16 protein-coding genes are annotated in these 18,424 nt (G+C 74.1%); 8 read left to right on the top strand and 8 right to left on the bottom strand.

Annotation, left to right across the window (positions count from 1 at the left end):
• Positions 1-21 precede the first annotated feature (21 nt).
• The 4 genes from ACIBPB_RS31405 to ACIBPB_RS31390 form a co-directional block, all read right to left on the bottom strand.
• Positions 22-888 (bottom strand): universal stress protein, encoded by an 867-nt coding sequence (locus ACIBPB_RS31405; RefSeq protein WP_396842960.1) that lies wholly within the window; start codon positions 886-888, stop codon positions 22-24.
• Complete coding sequence (locus ACIBPB_RS31400; protein ID WP_396842959.1) at positions 885-3,287, bottom strand: phosphoketolase; 2,403 nt, start codon at positions 3,285-3,287, stop codon at positions 885-887. The genes ACIBPB_RS31405 and ACIBPB_RS31400 overlap by 4 nt, the downstream gene beginning before the upstream one ends.
• Positions 3,288-3,413: 126 nt before the next feature.
• Positions 3,414-4,244: a universal stress protein gene (locus ACIBPB_RS31395; RefSeq protein ID WP_396842958.1), complete on the bottom strand. Its 831-nt coding sequence runs from the start codon at positions 4,242-4,244 to the stop codon at positions 3,414-3,416.
• A 153-nt stretch (positions 4,245-4,397) separates the two neighbouring features.
• Positions 4,398-5,198 carry a PP2C family protein-serine/threonine phosphatase gene (locus tag ACIBPB_RS31390; RefSeq protein ID WP_396842957.1) on the bottom strand — a complete coding sequence of 267 codons (801 nt, stop codon included), beginning with the start codon at positions 5,196-5,198 and terminating at the stop codon, positions 4,398-4,400.
• A 101-nt stretch (positions 5,199-5,299) separates the two neighbouring features.
• Here ACIBPB_RS31390 and ACIBPB_RS31385 point away from each other — a divergent pair, with 101 nt between their 5' ends.
• The 6 genes from ACIBPB_RS31385 to ACIBPB_RS31360 all read left to right on the top strand — a co-directional run bounded on the left by ACIBPB_RS31385 (position 5,300) and on the right by ACIBPB_RS31360 (position 10,565).
• Positions 5,300-5,533, top strand: coding sequence for a helix-turn-helix domain-containing protein (locus ACIBPB_RS31385; RefSeq protein ID WP_046565558.1), 234 nt, complete (start codon positions 5,300-5,302; stop codon positions 5,531-5,533).
• The gene (locus ACIBPB_RS31380) at positions 5,530-6,081 is read left to right on the top strand and encodes a Clp protease N-terminal domain-containing protein (RefSeq protein ID WP_396842956.1); all 552 of its coding nucleotides are present in this window, start codon (positions 5,530-5,532) and stop codon (positions 6,079-6,081) included. Before ACIBPB_RS31385 ends, ACIBPB_RS31380 begins: the two co-directional genes overlap by 4 nt.
• 101 nt (positions 6,082-6,182) lie before the next feature.
• Positions 6,183-7,187: a diacylglycerol kinase family protein gene (locus ACIBPB_RS31375; protein WP_357326758.1), complete on the top strand. Its 1,005-nt coding sequence runs from the start codon at positions 6,183-6,185 to the stop codon at positions 7,185-7,187.
• The gene (locus ACIBPB_RS31370) at positions 7,180-8,181 is read left to right on the top strand and encodes a YihY/virulence factor BrkB family protein (protein ID WP_396842955.1); all 1,002 of its coding nucleotides are present in this window, start codon (positions 7,180-7,182) and stop codon (positions 8,179-8,181) included. The genes ACIBPB_RS31375 and ACIBPB_RS31370 overlap by 8 nt, the downstream gene beginning before the upstream one ends.
• Positions 8,182-8,260: 79 nt before the next feature.
• Entirely contained in the window at positions 8,261-9,751 is a 1,491-nt protein-coding gene (locus ACIBPB_RS31365; protein WP_396842954.1) for a phosphatase PAP2 family protein, read from the top strand.
• Positions 9,752-9,761: 10 nt separating this feature from the next.
• Positions 9,762-10,565, top strand: a complete 804-nt coding sequence (locus ACIBPB_RS31360) for an endonuclease/exonuclease/phosphatase family protein (RefSeq protein ID WP_396842953.1) — start codon at positions 9,762-9,764, stop codon at positions 10,563-10,565.
• Between the two features lie 9 nt (positions 10,566-10,574).
• Here the strand turns inward: ACIBPB_RS31360 and ACIBPB_RS31355 are convergent, their stop codons facing one another.
• The 3 genes from ACIBPB_RS31355 to ACIBPB_RS31345 form a co-directional block, all read right to left on the bottom strand.
• Positions 10,575-11,207, bottom strand: coding sequence for a GAP family protein (locus ACIBPB_RS31355; RefSeq protein ID WP_396842952.1), 633 nt, complete (start codon positions 11,205-11,207; stop codon positions 10,575-10,577).
• A 164-nt stretch (positions 11,208-11,371) separates the two neighbouring features.
• On the bottom strand, positions 11,372-12,241 hold the full coding sequence (locus ACIBPB_RS31350; RefSeq protein ID WP_396842951.1) for an alpha/beta fold hydrolase: 870 nt from the start codon (positions 12,239-12,241) through the stop codon (positions 11,372-11,374).
• Positions 12,238-13,200 (bottom strand): TIGR03557 family F420-dependent LLM class oxidoreductase, encoded by a 963-nt coding sequence (locus tag ACIBPB_RS31345; protein WP_396842950.1) that lies wholly within the window; start codon positions 13,198-13,200, stop codon positions 12,238-12,240. Before ACIBPB_RS31345 ends, ACIBPB_RS31350 begins: the two co-directional genes overlap by 4 nt.
• A gap of 230 nt (positions 13,201-13,430) precedes the next feature.
• Here ACIBPB_RS31345 and ACIBPB_RS31340 point away from each other — a divergent pair, with 230 nt between their 5' ends.
• Entirely contained in the window at positions 13,431-15,500 is a 2,070-nt protein-coding gene (locus tag ACIBPB_RS31340; protein WP_396842949.1) for an NACHT domain-containing protein, read from the top strand.
• 313 nt (positions 15,501-15,813) lie between these two features.
• Complete coding sequence (locus ACIBPB_RS31335; protein WP_396842948.1) at positions 15,814-17,202, top strand: cellulase family glycosylhydrolase; 1,389 nt, start codon at positions 15,814-15,816, stop codon at positions 17,200-17,202.
• 132 nt (positions 17,203-17,334) lie between these two features.
• Here ACIBPB_RS31335 and ACIBPB_RS31330 read toward each other — a convergent pair whose 3' ends face one another.
• The gene (locus ACIBPB_RS31330) at positions 17,335-18,336 is read right to left on the bottom strand and encodes a polysaccharide deacetylase family protein (protein ID WP_396842947.1); all 1,002 of its coding nucleotides are present in this window, start codon (positions 18,334-18,336) and stop codon (positions 17,335-17,337) included.
• Between the last annotated feature and the right edge of the window lie 88 nt (positions 18,337-18,424).

The raw sequence follows: 18,424 nt of genomic DNA, 5'->3' as shown, positions 1-18,424 counted from the left end.
CTCGCCGACCGAGCCGGCGGCTCAGCGTTCCCGGACGACCGCTACCGGGCACCGGGCGTGGTGGATGAGCTGCTGGCTGACCGAGCCGAGCAGCATGCCGCGCAGGCCGCCCCGGCCCCGGGTGCCGACCACCGCGAGTTGCGCCTCCCGGCTCGCCTCGACCAGCAGCGCGGCCGGGTTGCCCGGGGTCACCTGGATCTCCACCGCGAGGTCGGGGAAGCTCTTCCGCCACTGGGCCAGCTCCGTCTCCACGGCGGCCCGTTCGGTGGCGGTGACCTCCGCCGGGTCGAAGTCCGGTGGCACCCAGCGCTCGCCGGGCGGCTCCCAGACCCGCAGCACCCGCAGCGGCACCTCCCGCTGCGCGGCCCGCTCGACGGCGAAGCCGAGCGCCTGCGTCGACGACGGGGAGCCGTCCACGCCGACCAGCACCGGCCCGGCGGCGGCCGGCGTGCCCTCCCGGACCACGATCACCGGGCAGTGCGCGTGGGCCGAGACGGCGACCGCGGTGGAACCGACGACGAGACCGCCGAAGCCGCCGTGGCCGCGGCTGCCGAGGACCAGCATCCCGGCGTCGGCGGACCGCTCCTGCAACACCAGGGCGGGCGGGCCGTCGAACACCTCGCCGTGCACGGTGAGGCCGGGCCGCTCGGCGGCGGCGTCCGCCGCCGCCGTGCGGACCAGTTCCTCGACCGCGTGCCGCGCGTTCTCGTCCGGCCAGATCCCGGGCGCCACCCCGGGGCCGATCCACCCGGCCACGGTCAGCCACTCGAAGACGTACGCCAGGCGCACCGGCCGGCCCGACCGGCCCGCCTCGTCCAGCGCCCAGGCGAGGGCGACCGCGGCGTCGGCGGAGCCGTCGTAGCCGACCAGGATCTCGTCGCCGCTCACTGCCCGCTCCGCAGCGCGGGGTCGTTCTCGCGGATCCAGCGCCACTCGGCGACCTGCGGGTCGTCCTCGCCGTACCGGCGGGTGTAGTCGCGGGCGGACTGCCGGGCGTCGACCATCTCCTGGCGGAGGTGGGCGGCGCGGGACCGCAGCCCGGGCACCCGGTCGATGACGTCGATGACCAGGTGGAAGCGGTCCAGGTCGTTGAGCATCACCATGTCGAACGGGGTGGTGGTGGTGCCCTCCTCCTTGTAGCCGCGCACGTGCAGGTTGTCGTGGTTGGCGCGGCGGTAGGTGAGCCGGTGGATCAGCCACGGGTAGCCGTGGTAGGCGAAGATGACCGGCCGGTCGCGGGTGAAGATGGTGTCGAACTCGCTGTCCGGCAGGCCGTGCGGGTGCTCCGACGGCGGCTGCAGGCGCATCAGGTCGACCACGTTGACCAGCCGGACCTTCAGGTCGGGCAGGTGCTGGCGCAGCAGGTCGGCCGCGGCGAGGGTCTCCAGGGTCGGCACGTCCCCGGCGCAGGCGAGCACCACGTCCGGCTCGTCGCCGTCGTCGCTGCTGGCCCAGTCCCAGATGCCGAGGCCGCGGCGGGTGTGCTGGATGGCCTCCTCCATGGTGAGCCAGTTCGGCGCGGGCTGCTTACCGGCCACCACCACGTTGATGTAGTGCCGGCTGCGCAGGCAGTGATCCATGGTGGAGAGCAGGGTGTTGGCGTCCGGCGGCAGGTAGACCCGGACCACCTCGGCCTTCTTGTTCACCACGTGGTCGATGAAGCCGGGATCCTGGTGCGAGAAGCCGTTGTGGTCCTGCCGCCAGACGTGGCTGGAGAGCAGGTAGTTCAGCGAGGCCACCGGCTCCCGCCAGGGGATGTGCCGGGTGACCTTGAGCCACTTGGCGTGCTGGTTGACCATCGAGTCGACGATGTGGATGAACGCCTCGTAGCTGGTGAAGACGCCGTGCCGGCCGGTCAGCAGGTAGCCCTCCAGCCAGCCCTGGCACAGGTGCTCGGAGAGCACCTCCATCACCCGGCCGTCGGGGGAGAGGTGGTCGTCGCCCGGGACCTCGCTGCCGACGAACGCCCGGTCGGTCACCTCGAAGGCGGCGCCGAGCCGGTTCGAGGCGACCTCGTCCGGGCCGAAGAGGCGGAAGGTCTGCGGGTTGCGGACGATCACGTCGCGGATCCAGGGGCCGAGGGCACCGGTGGCGCCGGCCATCGGCTGGCCCGGCTCCTGCACGTCGACCGCGTAGTCGCGGAAGTCCGGCAGCTCCAGGTCGCGCAGCAGCCGCCCGCCGTTGGCCACCGGGTTGGCGCTCATCCGCCGGTCACCGCGCGGCGGCAGGGCGGTCAGCTCGGCGACCGGCGCGCCGGTGGCGTCGAACAACTCCTCCGGCCGGTAGCTGCGCAGCCAGCGCTCCAGCTCGGCCAGGTGCGCCGGGTTGTCGCGTACCGCGGCGATCGGCACCTGGTGGGCGCGGAAGGTCCCCTCGACCTGCGTGCCGTCGACCTCCTTCGGGCCGGTCCAGCCCTTCGGCGTCCGCAGGATGATCATCGGCCAGCGGGGACGGGTCACCTCGCCGCCGGAGCGGGCCCGGCGCTGGATCTCGGCGATCTCCTCGACCGCCCGGTCCAGGGTCGCGGCGAGCGTCTGGTGCACGGTGGCCGGGTCGTCGCCGGCCACCACGTACGGCTGGTAGCCGTAGCCGCGCATCAGCTCCAGCAGGTCGCTCTCGGGGATCCGGTCGAGCACCGTCGGGTTGGCGATCTTGTAGCCGTTGAGGTGCAGGATGGGCAGCACCGCACCGTCGCGGGCCGGGTTGAGGAAGACGTTGGACAGCCAACTGCCCGCCAGCGGTCCGGTCTCCGCCTCGCCGTCGCCGATCACGCAGGCCACCAGGAGGTCCGGATTGTCGAACGCGGCCCCGTACGCGTGGCTCAGCGCGTACCCCAGCTCGCCGCCCTCGTGGATCGAACCCGGCACCTCCGGGGCCACGTGGCTGGGGACGCCGCCGGGGAAGGAGAACTGGCGGAACAGCCGCTGCATGCCGGTCTCGTCCCGGGCGATGTGGTGGTACAGCTCGCTGTACGTGCCCTCCAGCCAGGTGTTGGCGACCAGGGCGGGGCCGCCGTGGCCCGGCCCGGTGACGAAGATGGCGGAGAGGTCCCGGTCGACGATGACCCGGTTAAGGTGCGCGTAGATCAGGTTGAGCCCGGGGCTGGTGCCCCAGTGCCCCAGCAGGCGGGGCTTGATGTGCTCGGGCTTGAGCGGCTCGCGGAGCAGCGGGTTGTCGAGCAGGTAGATCTGCCCGACGGTCAGGTAGTTCGCCGCCCGCCAGTAGGCGTCAAGCCGCCGCAGCTGCTCTTCGGTCAGGGGGCCTTGCAGGTCGAGAGCGGTGTCCATGCTGCATTAGCCTCTCGCGACTCGGGGTCATCTGCCACCCGGACGGTCGATTTTCACCCGGGCACCCTCAGCCTCGCCCCCGGGCGGTGGGTGGATCAGGGCCATTGGTCCCGGGACAGGCGGCTGTCATGCCCCCTCCGCGGGGGCCACGTCGAGTCCACGGACGACGATCAGCGGGGCCGGCGAGTGGTAGAGCAGGGACTGGCTCACCGCGCCCAGCATGCCGCGCAGCGGCTCGTCGCCCCGGGCGGCGACCACGACGACCTGGGCGGAGCGGGAGTGTTCGATCAGGACCGCGTCGGGATCGCCGCGGATGGTGTGGCACTCGACCGCCACCGTGGGGTACCGGGCGGCGTACCGGGCCACCGCCGCCTCGAGCAGTTCGTCGCCGCCGTCGTGCTGGCCCGGCTCGACGACCCGGATGGCGAGCAGCCGGGCGCCGCGACTCCGCGCGCAGTCGAAGGCGTAGCCGAGGGTGGCCGGGGAGCTGTCCGAGCCGTCGAAGCCGACCAGCACCGGCCCCTGCGGTGGCGGCTCGGTCCGGGCGACCAGCACCGGGCAACCGGCCCGGGCGGCGACCTGCACGGCCAGCACGTCGGTGGGTACGCACCCCACGCAGTCGGCGATCCCGCCGTCGCCCAGGGCGACCAGTGACGCGGAGTCGGAGGCCCGGACCAGCGCCTCGAGCGGGGAGCCCTCGACGATCTCGCCGCTGACCGGCACCGCCGGCGCGACCTCGGCGACCACCTGCCCGGCCCGCTCCAGCAGCTCCTCCGCCACGTCCCGGGGACCGCTGACGGAGAACGTGTCCAGGGCCGCCGCCCAGTTGAAGGCGTGCAGCAGGTGCACGGCCCGGTCGTGCGCGGCCGCCTCCGTGGCGGCGGTCCGGACCACCTGGAGACCCTGGTCCGACCGGCCGACGCCGACCACCACCGCGCCGTGGGTGGGTGTGGCCATCCCGCCTCACCTCCCGACGGTGCCCCTCCTCACCCACGGTAATCGGACGGGTGGCCCGGCCGGAGCGGGTCGGCGGAACTGGGCCGGGCCTCGGCGCGGACCGCCGCGCCGGCTGCGGTCTCCCGCCGCGCCGGCCGTACCGGTGGGCGGCGGTCAGCGCGGGCCGGGCACGGCGGGGTGGACCCGCACCACCACGGCGGTGGCGTTGTCGTCGCCGCCCTCGTCGAGGGTGGCGCTGAGCAGGGCGGTGGTGGTGCGCGCCGGGTCGCGCCGGGCGGCCAGCAGGTCGCGCAGCCGGTGGTAGCCGAGCTGGTCGCTGACCCCGTCGGTGCAGAGCAGCCAGGTGTCGCCGGTACGCAGCGGCACGGCGAGCACGTCCGGCTCCGGCTTGTCGGGGTGGCCGACGTAGCGCAGCAGCTGGTAGCGGGCCCGGGCGGCCTCCGGGCTGGTGGCCGGCCACCAGCCGTGCACCACCCCCAGCCAGGCCATGGTGTGGTCCACCGTGATCAGCTCGAGCAGCCCGTCACGCAGCCGGTACGCCCGCGAGTCGCCGAGCTGGACGAGCCAGCCCTGACCGCCGTCGGGCTCGACGACCAGGGCGGTGAGCGTGCAGCCGGTCAGTCCGCTCAGGGCGGCGCCGGCCTGGCGTACCCGGAGCTGGGTCTGTGCCGTCGCGGCGCGCAGCTGCGCCGCCCCGACGCCCGGCCAGTCGGCGCGGACGCGGTCGACCAGGGTGGTGATCGCGGTCCGGCCGGCGACCCGGCTGCCCTCGCCGTCGCCCATCCCGTCGGCGACCGCGACCAGCGGCAGCTCGGGGTCGAGGTGCAGCACGTCGAAGTTCTCCGGGTAGCGGTTGCCGATGACGCTGCCGCCGGCGACTTCCAGGGTGAGCCGCCCGGCGCTCAGCCGATGCGCGGCTTCGACGGGTCGGTCCAGGTCACGGCGGCGGAACACCAGCGGACGGTAACACCGGTCAGCGGCCGGGTCGGCGCGTCGACCCGCGTGTCGGGTCAACTGAGGTTGACGAAACGGCCTCGTCAACCTATATTGACAGTATGAGTGAGACGACGATCGCGGCCGCCGGCGGCACCGACCCCCGCGACGGCCTGCGCGCGGTGCGCGCCCTGCGCCAGCTGCTCGACCGGCTCGAGATGGTCCAGGTCGACAACGCCCGCTGCCAGGGCTGGTCGTGGCAGCAGATCGCCGAGGCCCTGGAGGTCAGCCGGCACACCGTCCGCGGCCGGCACGCCGGCCGACCCGCGGTCCCCGGCACCTGGGAGGAACGATGATCGAACGATTCACCGACCGCGCCCGCGCGGCGGTCCGACGGGCGGGGCAGGACGCTCGCGCCGCCGGCCGGGGACCCGCCGGCACCGCACACCTGCTGCTCGCGCTCCTCGCCGACCGGGACCCCGTCCTGGAGCTGCTGGAGGCGGCCGGCATCCGGCCCGACGAGCTGCGGGCCGCCGCGGCCCGGTACACCGTCCGGGGCGCCGCCGGCCTCACCGAGGCGGACGCGGCGGCGCTGCGCACCATCGGCATCGACCTCGCCGCCGTGCTCGCCCGGGTCGAGGAGTCCTTCGGGCCCGGCGCGCTGGGTGCGGCCCCACCCGCCCGGCGCGGCGGACCGGAGCTCTCGCCCGCCGCGAAACGGGCGCTCACCCTCGCCCGGCGCGAGGCCGCCCGGCTCGGCCACCGGCGGATCGACACCGGGCATCTCCTGCTCGGCCTGCTCCGCGAGGGCTCCGGCCCGGCCGCGCGGGCCCTCACCGAGGCCGGCGCGGACCTCGCCGGGCTGCGCGGGCAGGTGGCGGCGACCCGCCGGCCGGCGGCCTGAGCCCCTGCCCGGTCGCCGCGGTCGACAAACCTGTTTGCAATCCATGCGACGTCGGGGCCCGTCGGGTCGCCCCGGCACCGCGGTTGCTGCACACTTGCGCCGTGAACGGTGAGGAGAAACGCCCGGTGACCGCCGACAACCCCGCGCCGCGCTCGGCCGTGGTCGTCAACCCCACCAAGGTGACCGATCTGGACGAGTTCCGCCGGATCGTGGACGGCGCCCTCGACGCCGCCGGCTGGCCCGCCCCGACCTGGTACGAGACCACCGCCGAGGACCCCGGCCGGGGCCAGACGGAAGAGGCGGTCCGGGCCGGCGCCGAGGTGGTCTTCGCCTGCGGCGGGGACGGCACCGTGATGGCCTGCGTGACCGCGCTGGCCGGCACCGAGGTGGCGCTCGCCGTACTGCCCCAGGGCACCGGCAACCTGCTCGCCGCCAACCTCGGCCTCTCCAACGAGCTGGCCGCCGGGCTCGAGATCGCCGTCGAGCGCGGGATGCGGCGGCTGGACGTGGGCGCGGTCGACGACCGGTGCTTCGCCGTCATGGCCGGCATGGGCTTCGACGCCCAGATGCTCGACTCCACCTCCGAGACCACGAAACGGCGGTTCGGCTGGCCGGCGTACCTGGTGGGGGCGGCCAAACACCTGCGGGACCGGCCGATGCGGGTGTCCATCCGGATCGACGACGGGCCACCGCTGCGCCGCCGGGCCCGTTCGGTCCTGATCGCCAACGTCGGCCGCCTCCAGGGCGGCGTACGCCTGCTCACCGACGCCGAGCCCGACGACGGCTGGCTCGACGTGGCGGTGCTGACCCCCCGGCGGCTGCGGCACTGGGCGGCGATGGGCTGGGCGGTGCTGCGGCGGCGCGGCAGCGTGCCCCGGATGGAGGTGTTCCGGGGCCGGCGGGTGGCGATCACCAGCAACCGGGCCCAGCCCCGCCAGCTCGACGGCGACCTGATCGAGCCGGGCCGGTCGCTGACCGCCGAGATCCGGCCGGAGTCGCTCTGGCTCTGCGTACCGCGGCCCGAGCAGCATCCCGACCTGTCCGTGGACGCCGACGCCGCGGCCGAGCGGGGCGAGCGGCTGGTCGAGGAGGCCCGCCGTGAGTAGCACCAAGCTGGTCCCCGAGACCCGGCTGATGGCCCGGGAGGAGCTCTCCGCCGACGACGCCTGGCACACCCTGCGCCGGCACGGCGGCTGGTGCCTGCTCCGGGACGCCTTCATCCGGTTCCGCTACGGCGACGGGTTCAGCCACGCCCGCGCGTTCGCGTTCCAGCTCTGCCTGGCCGTGGTGCCCTTCCTCATCGCGCTCACCGGCCTGATCAGCGACCTCGGCGCGGACGAGGGCGGCAAGGTGGTCGCCGACACCGTGCTGGCGATCACCCCCGGCCAGAGCGAGTCGGTGGTCCAGGAGCTGCTGGCCGACGGCGACCGCACCGAGCGGGCCGGCGAGCTGGCGCTGACCCTCGGCCTGCTCACCGGCCTGGTGGCGCTGACCACCACCATGGCCCAGATCGAGCGGGGCGCGAACCGGATCTACGGCGTCGAGCGGGACCGGCCGGCCCTGGCCAAGTACGTGCGCGCCGCCGTGCTCGCGCTGCTCGCCGGCGTGCCCGCGCTGACCGGCTTCCTGATCCTGGTCGGTGGCGGGGCGGTCGGGGAGTCGGTGCAGCGGCACTACGAGTGGGGCCAGGTCGCCAACGCCGCCTGGGACGTGATCCGGTGGCCGCTCAGCCTCGGCCTGACCGTGCTGGCCGTGGCCCTGCTGTTCCGGCACGCGCCCCGGCGGCGGCAGCCCGGCCTGTCCTGGCTCTTCTTCGGCGCCGGGATCGCCACCGCGCTCTGGTGGCTGGCCAGCCTGCTGCTCGCCGCGTACGTGAAGACCAGCGGGGGCTTCGGGCAGACGTACGGCGCGCTGACCGGGATGATGGCGCTGCTGCTCTGGGCCAACCTGACCGGCATGGCGCTCTTCGGCGGGCTGGCCTTCGCCGCCCAGCTGGAGGCCATGCGGATCGGCGTGCAGGAGCCCGCCCAGCCCGACCTCTGGGAGCCGGAGGCCGAGCGGGCGGAGGCCCTCGACACGGGCGGCATGTCCGCGCTCTGACGACCCGCCCCGCGGCGGCGTGTACGGGACGGCCGGATCGGGTACTGCGCGCCTCGCAGGACCACGAGGGAGGTGCGGTGTGACCGCGGTCAAGGAGGCCATCCGCCGGCCGCTCGGCCATTTCGCCGAGCGCAGCGTCGCGGGGCTGGTCGCCGTCGCCGGCGCGGGGGTCGGGTTCGGCGTGCTGCTCATGCTGGTCCGGTTCCACTGGCAGCCGCTCTACCACGCCGATCACGAGGCGGCCGAGTGGTTCAACAACCTGGTGGCGCCACACCATCCCCTGGTCACCGTCCTGCAGGCGGTGACCGACCTGGGCGGGCGGCCGGTGCTGATCTGGCTGGTCACCATCGCCGTGGTCAGCCTGCTCATCCGCCGGCAGTCCCGGCTGGCGGTCTACCTGATCATCACCGGGGTCGGCGGGCTCATCCTCGACCCGTCGCTCAAGGCGCTGGTGGGGCGGTTGCGTCCGGTGGTCGACGTGCCGATCACCCACGCGCCCGGCAACAGCTTCCCGAGCGGGCACGCGCTCGGCTCGTTCGTCGCGTACGGGGCGCTGCTGCTGGTCTTCCTGCCGGCCATGGCGCCCCGCTGGCGCAAGCCGGCCATCGCGGGCGTCGGCGTGCTGGTGGCGCTGATCGGGCTGACCCGGATCGCGCTGGGCGTGCACTTCGTCTCCGACGTGCTCGCCGGCTGGCTGCTCGGCGCCCTGTGGCTCGGCATCACCGCGTACGCCTTCCGGCTCTGGCGGCGGGAACGCGGCCGGCCGGTGCCGCCGGTCACCGAAGGGCTGGAGCCGGAGGCGGGGCGGGAGATCGCGCCCGCGCCGGCCGAGGAGCACGTGCTGGAGCATCCCCGCTCGGCCGTCGCCGAGCTGGTGGTCGGCTGGGTGCTCGTCTTCGGCGCCCTCTACGCCTTCGGCATGTACGTCAGCTACCACGCCAAGGGCACCGTCTTCGACACCCTCGACACCGAGGTCCCGCAGTGGTTCGCCGCCCGGCGCAGCCCCGGCCTCGACGACCTGAGCTGGTGGTGGAGCAAGTTCGGCGACACCCACGCGATCCTGCTGGTGTCGCTGGTGTTCTGCCCCCTGGTGCTGGCGGTCTGGCGGCGCTGGCGGCCGGTGCTCTTCGTGGCGCTGGCCATGTTCGGCGAGCTGAGCCTCTTCCTCGCCACGGCCCGGGTGGTCGAGCGGCCCCGCCCGCCGGTGGAGAACCTGGACGGGCAGATGCCGACCTCGTCGTTCCCCTCGGGGCACATCGCGGCCAGCATCTGCCTGTGGAGCGCGATCGCGATCATCGTGTTCGTGCGTACCGACCGGTGGTGGCGGTGGCTCTTCGTGGCGCTGGCGGTGCTCATGCCGGTCGGCGTGGCCACCTCCCGGATGTACCGGGGCATGCACCACCCGACCGACTTCATGGGCGCGATCGTGCTCGCCGCCCTCTGGCTCTCGCTGCTCTACTGGGTGGTCCGGCCCAACGCCGACGTCGAGGCGGGCAACCAGCCGGCGATCGAGTCCGAGCAGGTGCACGAGCTGGACGACGAGCTGGCCAAGGCCGGCCGCGAGGACTGACCGGGCGCCGATGCTGCGGGTGATGACCTGGAACGTCCGCACCGGCGGGCGGGACCCGGACGGGACCGACCGGTGGGACCGGATCCTGGCGGTGGTCACCGCGCAGCGCCCCGACGTGCTGGCCCTGCAGGAGTTGCGCGGTCTCGACCGCGGTGGCCGGTTGACCGAGCTGGCCGGCCGGGTGGGCATGGTGCCGCACCTGGCCCGGTCCTGTTTCGGCCAGCCCGTCGCGGTGCTGGTCCGCGCGCCGCTGCCGGTGCTCCGCTCGGGCCGGGTCCGCCGCCCGTTCCACCACGCCACCGCCCGGGTCGAGCTGGCCACCCGGGAGGGGCCGCTGACCGTGCTCAGCACCCACCTGAACCCCTTCTCCCCGGGCCGGCGCCGGTTGGAGGCGGACTGGCTGGCGTCCGCCGTCAGATCCAGCGGCGGGCCGCTGGCGCTGCTCGTCGGCGACCTGAACACCCTGGAGCCGGGCGTCGACCACACCGCCCGCCTGGCCGGGCTGTCGACCCTCTACCGGCGGCGTCACCTGCGCCGCGACGGCCGTACCGTGGACACCCGGGCGGTGGCCCGGTTGCGCGACGCCGGCCTGGTCGACCTCTGGCCCCACCTGGGCGGCGGCGAGCCCGCGGGGCTGACCGTGCCGACCCGCCACGGCGGCGCGGAGTTCGCCGGCATGCGCCTGGACTACCTGCTGGCCAGCCCGGCGCTGGCCGCCCTGGCCCGGGCGGTCCGGGTGGTGCGGGGCGGCGACGCCGACACCGCCTCCGACCACTACCCGGTCGTCGCCGACCTGGCGCTGACGCCCGGCTGACCGGTCCGGCTAGGCCAGGTCCGCGACGACGATGAGTACGAAGATCAGGATGACCAACTCGCTGACCACCCAGGAGTGCGCGTTGGCCCGGTCCCGCAGCTTCGGCAGCGCGGCCGCGCCCCGGTCGCCGAGCAGCACCAGCGTCAGCAGGGGCAGGGCCAGCAGCAGCATGGCCAGCGCCAGGAAGGGCAGCAGGTGCCACCACGGCCGGTCGTGCCCGGCCAGGGTGCCCGCCACCGTGGCCATGATGACCTCGTCGGTGGGCATGGCCAGGAAGAGCAGCACGCCGAGACCGAAGGCGAAGGCGGGCCGGGGCGCCTCCAGCCGGACCATCCACCGGGGCGGCCGGCTGCGCCCGCGGCGGTGGTAGGTCAGCACCGCCAGCACCACCAGCAGGCCCAGCACCAGCCAGTCGATCAGGTGCCGGCTGCCGCGGCCGCCGGTCCCGCCGATGCCGTGCCGGAGCGCGCGGAACACCACGTACCAGACGGTCAGCGGGACCAGGATGCCCAGCGCCGTGCCGGCCAGGTAGGCCAGCGAGCTGCGCCGCGGCTGCCGGCTCGCGGCCAGGAAGATCGCGCTGATCAGCTGGGGCCCGGCGACCATCACGACCGCCAACGGCAGGACGGTCAGCAGGTCCACGCCCCCATTCTGTTGCCGGGGGGCGGGCCGTGCGGCCGGTTCAGAGCAGCAGATTCAGCAGCACGGTGAGCACCACCGAGGCGACGATCGAGAAGAGGATCATCAGCAGGCAGCCGAGACCGCCGCCGGCGGGCCGGATCTCGGTGTTACCGATACGCATGGACTCACCTTTCCAGGGCGGGTGCCAGCAGGTGCCGGATCGCGTCGGCGACCGGTCCCGGCGCGGTGGTGGCGACGTTGTGCGCGGCGCCGGGCACGGCCACCGCCCGGGCGTTCGGGACCAGCCGGGCCGCCTGTTCCCGCCAGCCCGGCGGGACGACCGGGTCCCGGGCGCCGGTGATGACCAGGGTGGGTGCGGCGACCCGGGCCAGGTCGGCCTCGACCCGGTTGCGCACCGAGTGGGACAGGGTGGCGAACACCCGCCAGGGCCGGGCGTCCCAGACGTCCCGGGCCAGGAGCGGCGCCTGGAGCCCGGCCTCGCGCGCGGTGTCCACCAGCCACCGGCCGATCTGCGCCCGCCGGCTGCGGGCCGCCGGGTCGCTGGTCGGCGCGGCCAGCACCAGCGCGCCGACCAGGTCGGGCCGGCGCGCGGCGAGCGCGGCGGCCACCTCCGCGCCGAACGAGTGTCCGAGCAGACAGACCGGCCCCAGCCGGTACGCGGTCAGCCAGGCGGCCAGGAAGGCGGCGTGCCGGGGCACGTCGTACGCCCCGGCGGGGCGCTCGGTCAGCCCGAAGCCGGGCAGGTCCGGCAGGTACACCGGGCCGGTGCCGGCCAGCTCGCGGGCGAGCGGGGTGAGGTAGCGGTGCGACACGGCGAGCCCGTGCACCAGCACCAGGGCCGGACCGCCGCCCGGGTCGCCGCCCCGGCGGGTGTGCGTACGCAGCCCGTCGACGAGCCGGAACTCGCTGGTCAGGCCGGCGGCCGGCTGGGGCGCGGCGAGGGCGAGGCGCAGCTCGGCGGCGCCGAAGCGGCCCGGTGACGTCGGCCGGGGGACGCGGCCCGGCGCCGCCCCGCGCCCGGGTCGCAGCGTCACAGCTCGCGCAGCCGGGGCAGCAGCTGCTCCTGGGCCCAGTCCAGGAACATCGGCTGGCTGTCCCCGCCCACCTGCAGGAGCGCCACGTGGGTGAAGCCGGCGTCGACGAACTTCTTGACCGCCTCGACGTGCCGGTCCACGTCCGGCCCGCAGGGGATGCCCTCGGCCACGTCGTCCTCCCGGACGAACTGGGTGGCCGCGGCGAACGCCTCCGGGTCGGGCAGGTCGGTGTTGACCTTCCAGCCCAGGCCGAACCAGCGGAACTGCTCGTGCGCGATCTTGCGGCATTCGGCCTCGTCGGGGCCGTAGCAGATGGCCACCTGGCCGTACCGGGGCCGCCCGGCGCCGCCGGCCTCCTCGTACATCTCCACCAGGTGGGGCAGCGGGTCGGTGGCGATCAGCGCGTCGGCGTACTCGGCGGCCAGGGTGGCCGACTGCCGGCCGGAGGCGGCCACGGCCATCGGCACCGGCCGCTCCGGCCGGTCCCAGAGGTACGCGTCGGGCACCTCGTAGTGGTTGCCGGAGAAGGTCAGTGTCTCCCCGTTGAGTAGCGGCCGGATGATCTGGAGCGCCTCCTCGAACATCTCGTGCCGCTGCTGCACGTGCGGCCAGCCGCCGACCACGTGCTCGTTGAGGTTCTCCCCGGCGCCGAGGCCGAGGGTGAACCGCCCGTCGGAGAGCACCCCGATCGTGCTGGCCTTCTGCGCCACCACCGCCGGGTGGTAGCGGCGCAGCGGGCAGGTCACGAAGGACAGCAGCTCGGCCCGGCTGGTGGCGTGGGCGACCGCGCCGAGCACCGACCAGGCGTACGGGGAGTGGCCCTGGCTGTCCAGCCAGGGGCTGTAGTGGTCGGACGTGACGAGGTGGTCGAAGCCGGCTGCCTCGGCGCGGACGGCGTAGTCGACCAGCTGCTTCGGGCCGGACTGTTCGCACATGAGCGTGTAGCCGACGTGGACCATGGCTCGACTCCTTCCGGGCGGATCGTCACCGGATACCCCGCCGCGCGGCGGTCAACCCTGGTGTCCGCTTCGGCCACGTCGATCGGGCCGGCGGCGGGGCGCAACCCCCGGGCGGGCCGTCCGGGGCCACCGACCCGGACGGCCGGTGCCGGCGAACGGCGGTCGATGGTGGCCCGAGATCGGAGCGGGAGCGCGTTGTGTGCCCCTGACGCAGTGGCGATGATGATTGCATGCGGAGATGGTGGCGGCGGCCACGCGTATGGTTCGTCGTTGTCGTCGTGGCCGCGCTCACCGGCTATTCCGGGTGGACCAGGTTCCTGCGTGGCGAGGGCCGGGCGAAGGCCGACCAGTGGTCCAGCACGATCGGCTTCTACCTGGCCTCCCTGCTCGCGCTCGTGTCGTTGCTGGTGTGGCTCTGGCGCAAGGAGTCCACGGCGGCCGGCAGCGGGGTGACCGGCGCGGTCGACGCGGCCGTCGCGGCGCTGGCCCGGGCGCAGCAGGAGCAGTGGAGCGCGGAGGAGGCGGCCCGCAAGGTGAGCGATCCGTGGCCGCTGCCGGTGCGCTGGGCGGTCACCGCCCGGAGTCGGGCCGTCATGGTGAGCTGGCCGTCCATCCACGGCGCGCCCGGCACGGGGGCGGTGCCGCTGGACGGCACCTTTCCCGACGTCGCCGAGGTGTTCCTGCGCGACGGCTCGCCCCGCCGGCTCGCGGTGATCGGCGAACCGGGCACCGGCAAGAGCACTCTCGTGCTGCGGCTCACCCTCGACCTGCTGGCCCGGCGGGCGCCGGCCGACCCGGTGCCGGTGCTCCTGTCGATCTCCGGCTGGCATCCGGCGGCGGACGGGCTCGACGAGTGGATCGCCGATCGGCTGGCCACCGACAACCGCACCCTGGCCCGGCTGGTGCCCGGACCGGACGGCACGCACCGCACCCTCGCCCAGGAGCTGGTGGCGACCGGCCGGGTCCTGCCCATCCTGGACGGCTTCGACGAGATGGCCAGCGAGCACCGGTCGTCGGCGATCGCGGCGATCAACGACGTGCTGGGGCCCCGCCGGCAGCTGGTGCTGACCAGCCGCAGCACCGAGTACGAGGAGGCGGCCGGCTTCGGCCTGCTGGCCAAGACGCCCGTGGTGGAGATCCTGCCGCTGCCGGTCGGCGACGTGATCGCCTACCTGGTGGACGGCACCGAGCGGCCGGCGCGGTGGCGCGAGGTGACCGGCGCGCTGGAGCGCGGCGAGGGGGTGCTCGCCGAGACGCTCTCCACCCCGCTGATGGCCCAGCTGGCCAGGGTCGCGTACCAGCAGGCCGGCACCGACCCGAACGAGCTGCTGGCGGCCGACCGGTCGACCGACCGGACCGCGCTCGAGCAGCACCTGTTCGCCCGGTTCGTACCGGTGGTCTACGGCACCTCGGTCGGCGACCGGCCCCGGCGCAGCCCTGCCGAGGCGCAGGCGGCGCTCGCCTGGCTGGGCAGGCTGGCGCGCCGGATGGAGGGCCGCAAGACGCTGGACCTGGCCTGGTGGGAGCTGGGGCCGTGGCCGGTGCGCCCGTTCGTCGGCCTGCTCTGCGGGGCGGCGTTCGGGCTGGTCGCCCTGGCCGCCCTCGGGGCGGTCGGTGGCGCGGTCGGTGGTGGGGTGGCGGCCGCCTTCCTCGGCTTCCTGACCTCGCTGCCGACCCGGCCGCAGCGGCTCGACCTGGCCCAGGTCCGGGCCCGTACGCTGCTGATTCCCGGCAGTGCCGCGCTGCTCGTCGGTGCCACCCTGGGCGCGAGCGTCACCATCCGCTCCGGCGCCGGCTACGGCTTGGTGGCCGGGCTGGTCGGCGCGGTCGCCGGCTTCGCGTTCTTCCTCACCGGGCGGCTGGAGGTCTACGTCGACGTGGGCCGCAGCGTCAGTCCCCGCCGGCTGCTGCACGAGGACCGTGCGCTGGCGGTGGCCACCGGGGTGGGCTGGGGGATCTTCTGGGGGGTGGCCTTCATCCTCTGGGACATCACCACCCCGGCGGCGCTGGTCGCGCTGGTGGTGGCGGTGACGGTCGCGGTCGCGTTCTCCTGGTCGGAGTGGGGCCCGTTCTGTTTCGTCCGGCTCTACCTGGCCTGCACCGGACAGACGCCGCTGCGGATCCTCGCCTTCCTCGACGAGGCGCACGACCGGGGGGTGCTGCGCCAGGCGGGCGGCGTCTACCAGTTCCGCCACTCCACGTTGCAGAGCCACCTGGCCGCGGCGGCGGGCGTTCCCACCGCCGCGGTCCGGCAGGGCGTGGCCGGCGGCGACCCGGTGACCGACCCGGTCGGCGGCTGAGACCGGACGCCCGGCTCCCTTGACGCCCGCGACGGCGCTGCCTACAGTCCGGCTTAACCGGTTCAGACCGGAGTGGCGCGACATCCTGTGGTGGGGATGACCGCACCGGTGGCGGTCCGTGGCGACATGGGCCGCCACCGGCAACCACCCCGTACCGGCGGTCAACTTAACCGGTTGCCTTCCGCGTTCCATCGCCCTACGCTGATGCCTGCGTCCGCCGGGAGTCGGCGGCGGCTGTCGGGCTCAGCCGTCGCGTCCAGTCAGCACATCGCACCCCCACCTGGGCACCGGGGGAGATCTCCTGAGGACAACCATGAAGAAGTTGCTCTCCGTCGCGGGCGTCGCCCTGCTGACGGTCCTCGCCGCCGTGTTCGCCTTCGGGCAGCCGGCGCACGCCGCCGCCGGCTTCTCGGTCGCCAACGGCCGGCTCTACGACGCCAACGGCACCGAGTTCGTGATGCGCGGGGTCAGCCACGCGCACACCTGGTACCCGCAGCAGACCAGTTCGTTCGCCAACATCAAGGCGCTCGGCGCGAACAGCGTCCGGGTGGTGCTGTCCAGTGGTGACCGCTGGACCAAGAACAGCGCCTCCGACGTGGCCAACGTCATCTCGCTCTGCAAGGCCAACAAGCTGATCTGCGTGCTGGAGGTGCACGACACCACCGGTTACGGCGAGCAGAGCGGCGCGATCACCCTGGACCGGGCGGTCGACTACTGGTTGAGCATCGCCAGCGTGCTCCAGGGCCAGGAGAAGTACGTCATCGTCAACATCGGCAACGAGCCCTACGGCAACCAGGGCTACGCCACCTGGGCCACCGACACCGGCAACGCGATCAAGCGGCTGCGCAGCGGCGGGCTGACCCACACGATCATGGTGGACGCCCCGAACTGGGGTCAGGACTGGTCGTTCACCATGCGGGACAACGCCGGCACGGTCTTCGCCGCCGACCCGCAGAAGAACACCGTCTTCTCGATCCACATGTACGGCGTCTTCGACACCGCCGCGGAGATCACCGACTACCTGGGCCGGTTCCGCACCGCGGGGCTGCCCATCGTGGTCGGCGAGTTCGGCTTCAACCACTCCGACGGCAATCCCGACGAGGACACCATCATGGCCTACAGCCAGGCCAACGGGATCGGCTACCTGGGCTGGTCGTGGAGCGGCAACGGCGGCGGCGTCGAGTACCTCGACATGGTTACCAACTTCGACCCGAACCAGCTGACCAGCTGGGGCCAGCGGATCTTCAACGGCGCCAACGGGATCAAGGCCACCGCGAAGGAGGCCTCCGTCTACGCCGGCACCACCCCGCCCACGACGACTCCGCCGACCACCGCCCCGCCGACGACGGCCCCGCCCACCACGGCCCCGCCCACCACGGCCCCGCCGACCACCCCGCCGCCGGGCGGCTGCACGGCCAGCTACACGATCGTCAACTCCTGGCAGGGCGGCTTCCAGGGCGAGGTCAAGGTGACCGCCGGGGCGGCCGCCATCACCGGCTGGTCGGCGCGGTGGACGTTCGCCAACGGGCAGACCGTCACGCAGTCGTGGAACGCCACGATCAGCGGCAGCGGTGCCACGTACACCGCCCGCAACGTGGACTACAACGGCCGGCTCGGCGCCGGCGCCAGCACCAGCTTCGGATTCATCGGCAGCTGGAACGGTAGCAACGCGATCCCGGCGGTGACCTGCACCGCGAGCTGAAACCGGAGCGGTGGCGAGTCCGCCCACCGCGAGGTGAAACCGGAGCGGTGGCCGGGTCCGCGCGGACCCGGCCACCGCCGTCTGGGTACGTCTCGACCGGCCGGCCCGGTGGGCGGACCGGCGGTCCCGGCGTCAGCCGGCCGCGCAGGAGACGGTCGGCCAGGTCCAGTTGCCGTTGTGCTGGATGGTGACCCCGAAGGTGTTGCCGCTGCCGTTCGGCTTGGCGACCATCGTCTGGGCGTTGGGCCAGCTGGCGCTGACGTTCCAGACGTTGATGATCTTCGCCGGATACGGCACGTTCATGGTGACCGTCCAGGCGTTGGTGCCGGAGACCGAGACGTTGAGGTTGTAGCGGTCGCTCCACTGCTGGCCGGCGGAGAGCGTGGCGGTGCAACTGCTACCGCCACCACCACCGCCACCGGTGTCGCCGCCGTCGGGTGCCACGGCGCGGCCGGTCTGCGGCGAGATCATGCCGGCACAGAGGCCCTTGCTGGCCAGCACCTGGGCGATGCGCGGGATGGCCGCCAGGGTGTTGGCGGGCCACTCGTGCATCAGGATGATCTGGCCGTTGGTGAGCCGGGAGTTGGCCTGCACGATCGCGTCGACGCTCGCGCCGTTCCAGTCCTGCGAGTCGACGTCCCAGATGATCTGGGTCAGGCCGTACCTGGACAGCACCGATTGCAGGGTCGAGTTGGTCTCCCCGTACGGCGGGCGGAACAGCTTCGGCGTGCCGCCGCCGGCGTTGGCGATCGCCTGCTGGGTCCGGGAGACCTCGGAGTCGATCTGCGCCTGGCTCTGCTGGACCAGGTGCGGGTGGGTGTAGCTGTGGTTGCCGACCCACATGCCGGCGGTGACCTGTGCCCGGACCTGGGACGGGTAGGCGGCGGCGTACTGCCCCTCGTTGAACATGGTGGCCCGCAGCCCGTTCTGCCGCAGGGCGTTGAGCAGCGCCGGGGTGTGGTCGTTGGACGGCCCGTCGTCGAAGGTGAGCCCGACGTATCCGTTGCAGGCGGCGGCCCGGGCCGGGGTTGCGGTGGCGGTGAGCGTCGCGACGACGCCGGTCGCCACGACCAGTGCCGCGACGGCGAGGCCGGCGACCAGGGATCGTTTCGGCGGATGTGGTGAGGTTCGCATACGGGGTGGGTCCTCCTTCGGGGCGCTCCTCGCGAGGGCAGGCGGGGAGGGGGACGGCGGCGATGACCCGGCGGAGTGGTCGGTGGCG

The organism is Micromonospora sp. NPDC049836, assembly GCF_044465125.1.
GTDB lineage: Bacteria > Actinomycetota > Actinomycetes > Mycobacteriales > Micromonosporaceae > Micromonospora.
Note: the sequence above shows the minus strand (reverse complement) of the source record. Positions and strands in the feature narration are given on the sequence as shown.

Bases quoted from the DNA above. Each gene is read 5' to 3' on its own strand.
- ACIBPB_RS31400 (WP_396842959.1), bottom strand. From the start codon at position 3,287: ATGGACACCGCTCTCGACCTGCAAGGCCCCCTGACCGAAGAGCAGCTG.
- ACIBPB_RS31395 (WP_396842958.1), bottom strand. From the start codon at position 4,244: ATGGCCACACCCACCCACGGCGCGGTGGTGGTCGGCGTCGGCCGGTCG.
- ACIBPB_RS31385 (WP_046565558.1), top strand. From the start codon at position 5,300: ATGAGTGAGACGACGATCGCGGCCGCCGGCGGCACCGACCCCCGCGAC.
- ACIBPB_RS31380 (WP_396842956.1), top strand. From the start codon at position 5,530: ATGATCGAACGATTCACCGACCGCGCCCGCGCGGCGGTCCGACGGGCG.
- ACIBPB_RS31360 (WP_396842953.1), top strand. From the start codon at position 9,762: ATGCTGCGGGTGATGACCTGGAACGTCCGCACCGGCGGGCGGGACCCG.
- ACIBPB_RS31345 (WP_396842950.1), bottom strand. From the start codon at position 13,200: ATGGTCCACGTCGGCTACACGCTCATGTGCGAACAGTCCGGCCCGAAG.
- ACIBPB_RS31340 (WP_396842949.1), top strand. From the start codon at position 13,431: ATGCGGAGATGGTGGCGGCGGCCACGCGTATGGTTCGTCGTTGTCGTC.
- ACIBPB_RS31335 (WP_396842948.1), top strand. From the start codon at position 15,814: ATGAAGAAGTTGCTCTCCGTCGCGGGCGTCGCCCTGCTGACGGTCCTC.
- ACIBPB_RS31330 (WP_396842947.1), bottom strand. From the start codon at position 18,336: ATGCGAACCTCACCACATCCGCCGAAACGATCCCTGGTCGCCGGCCTC.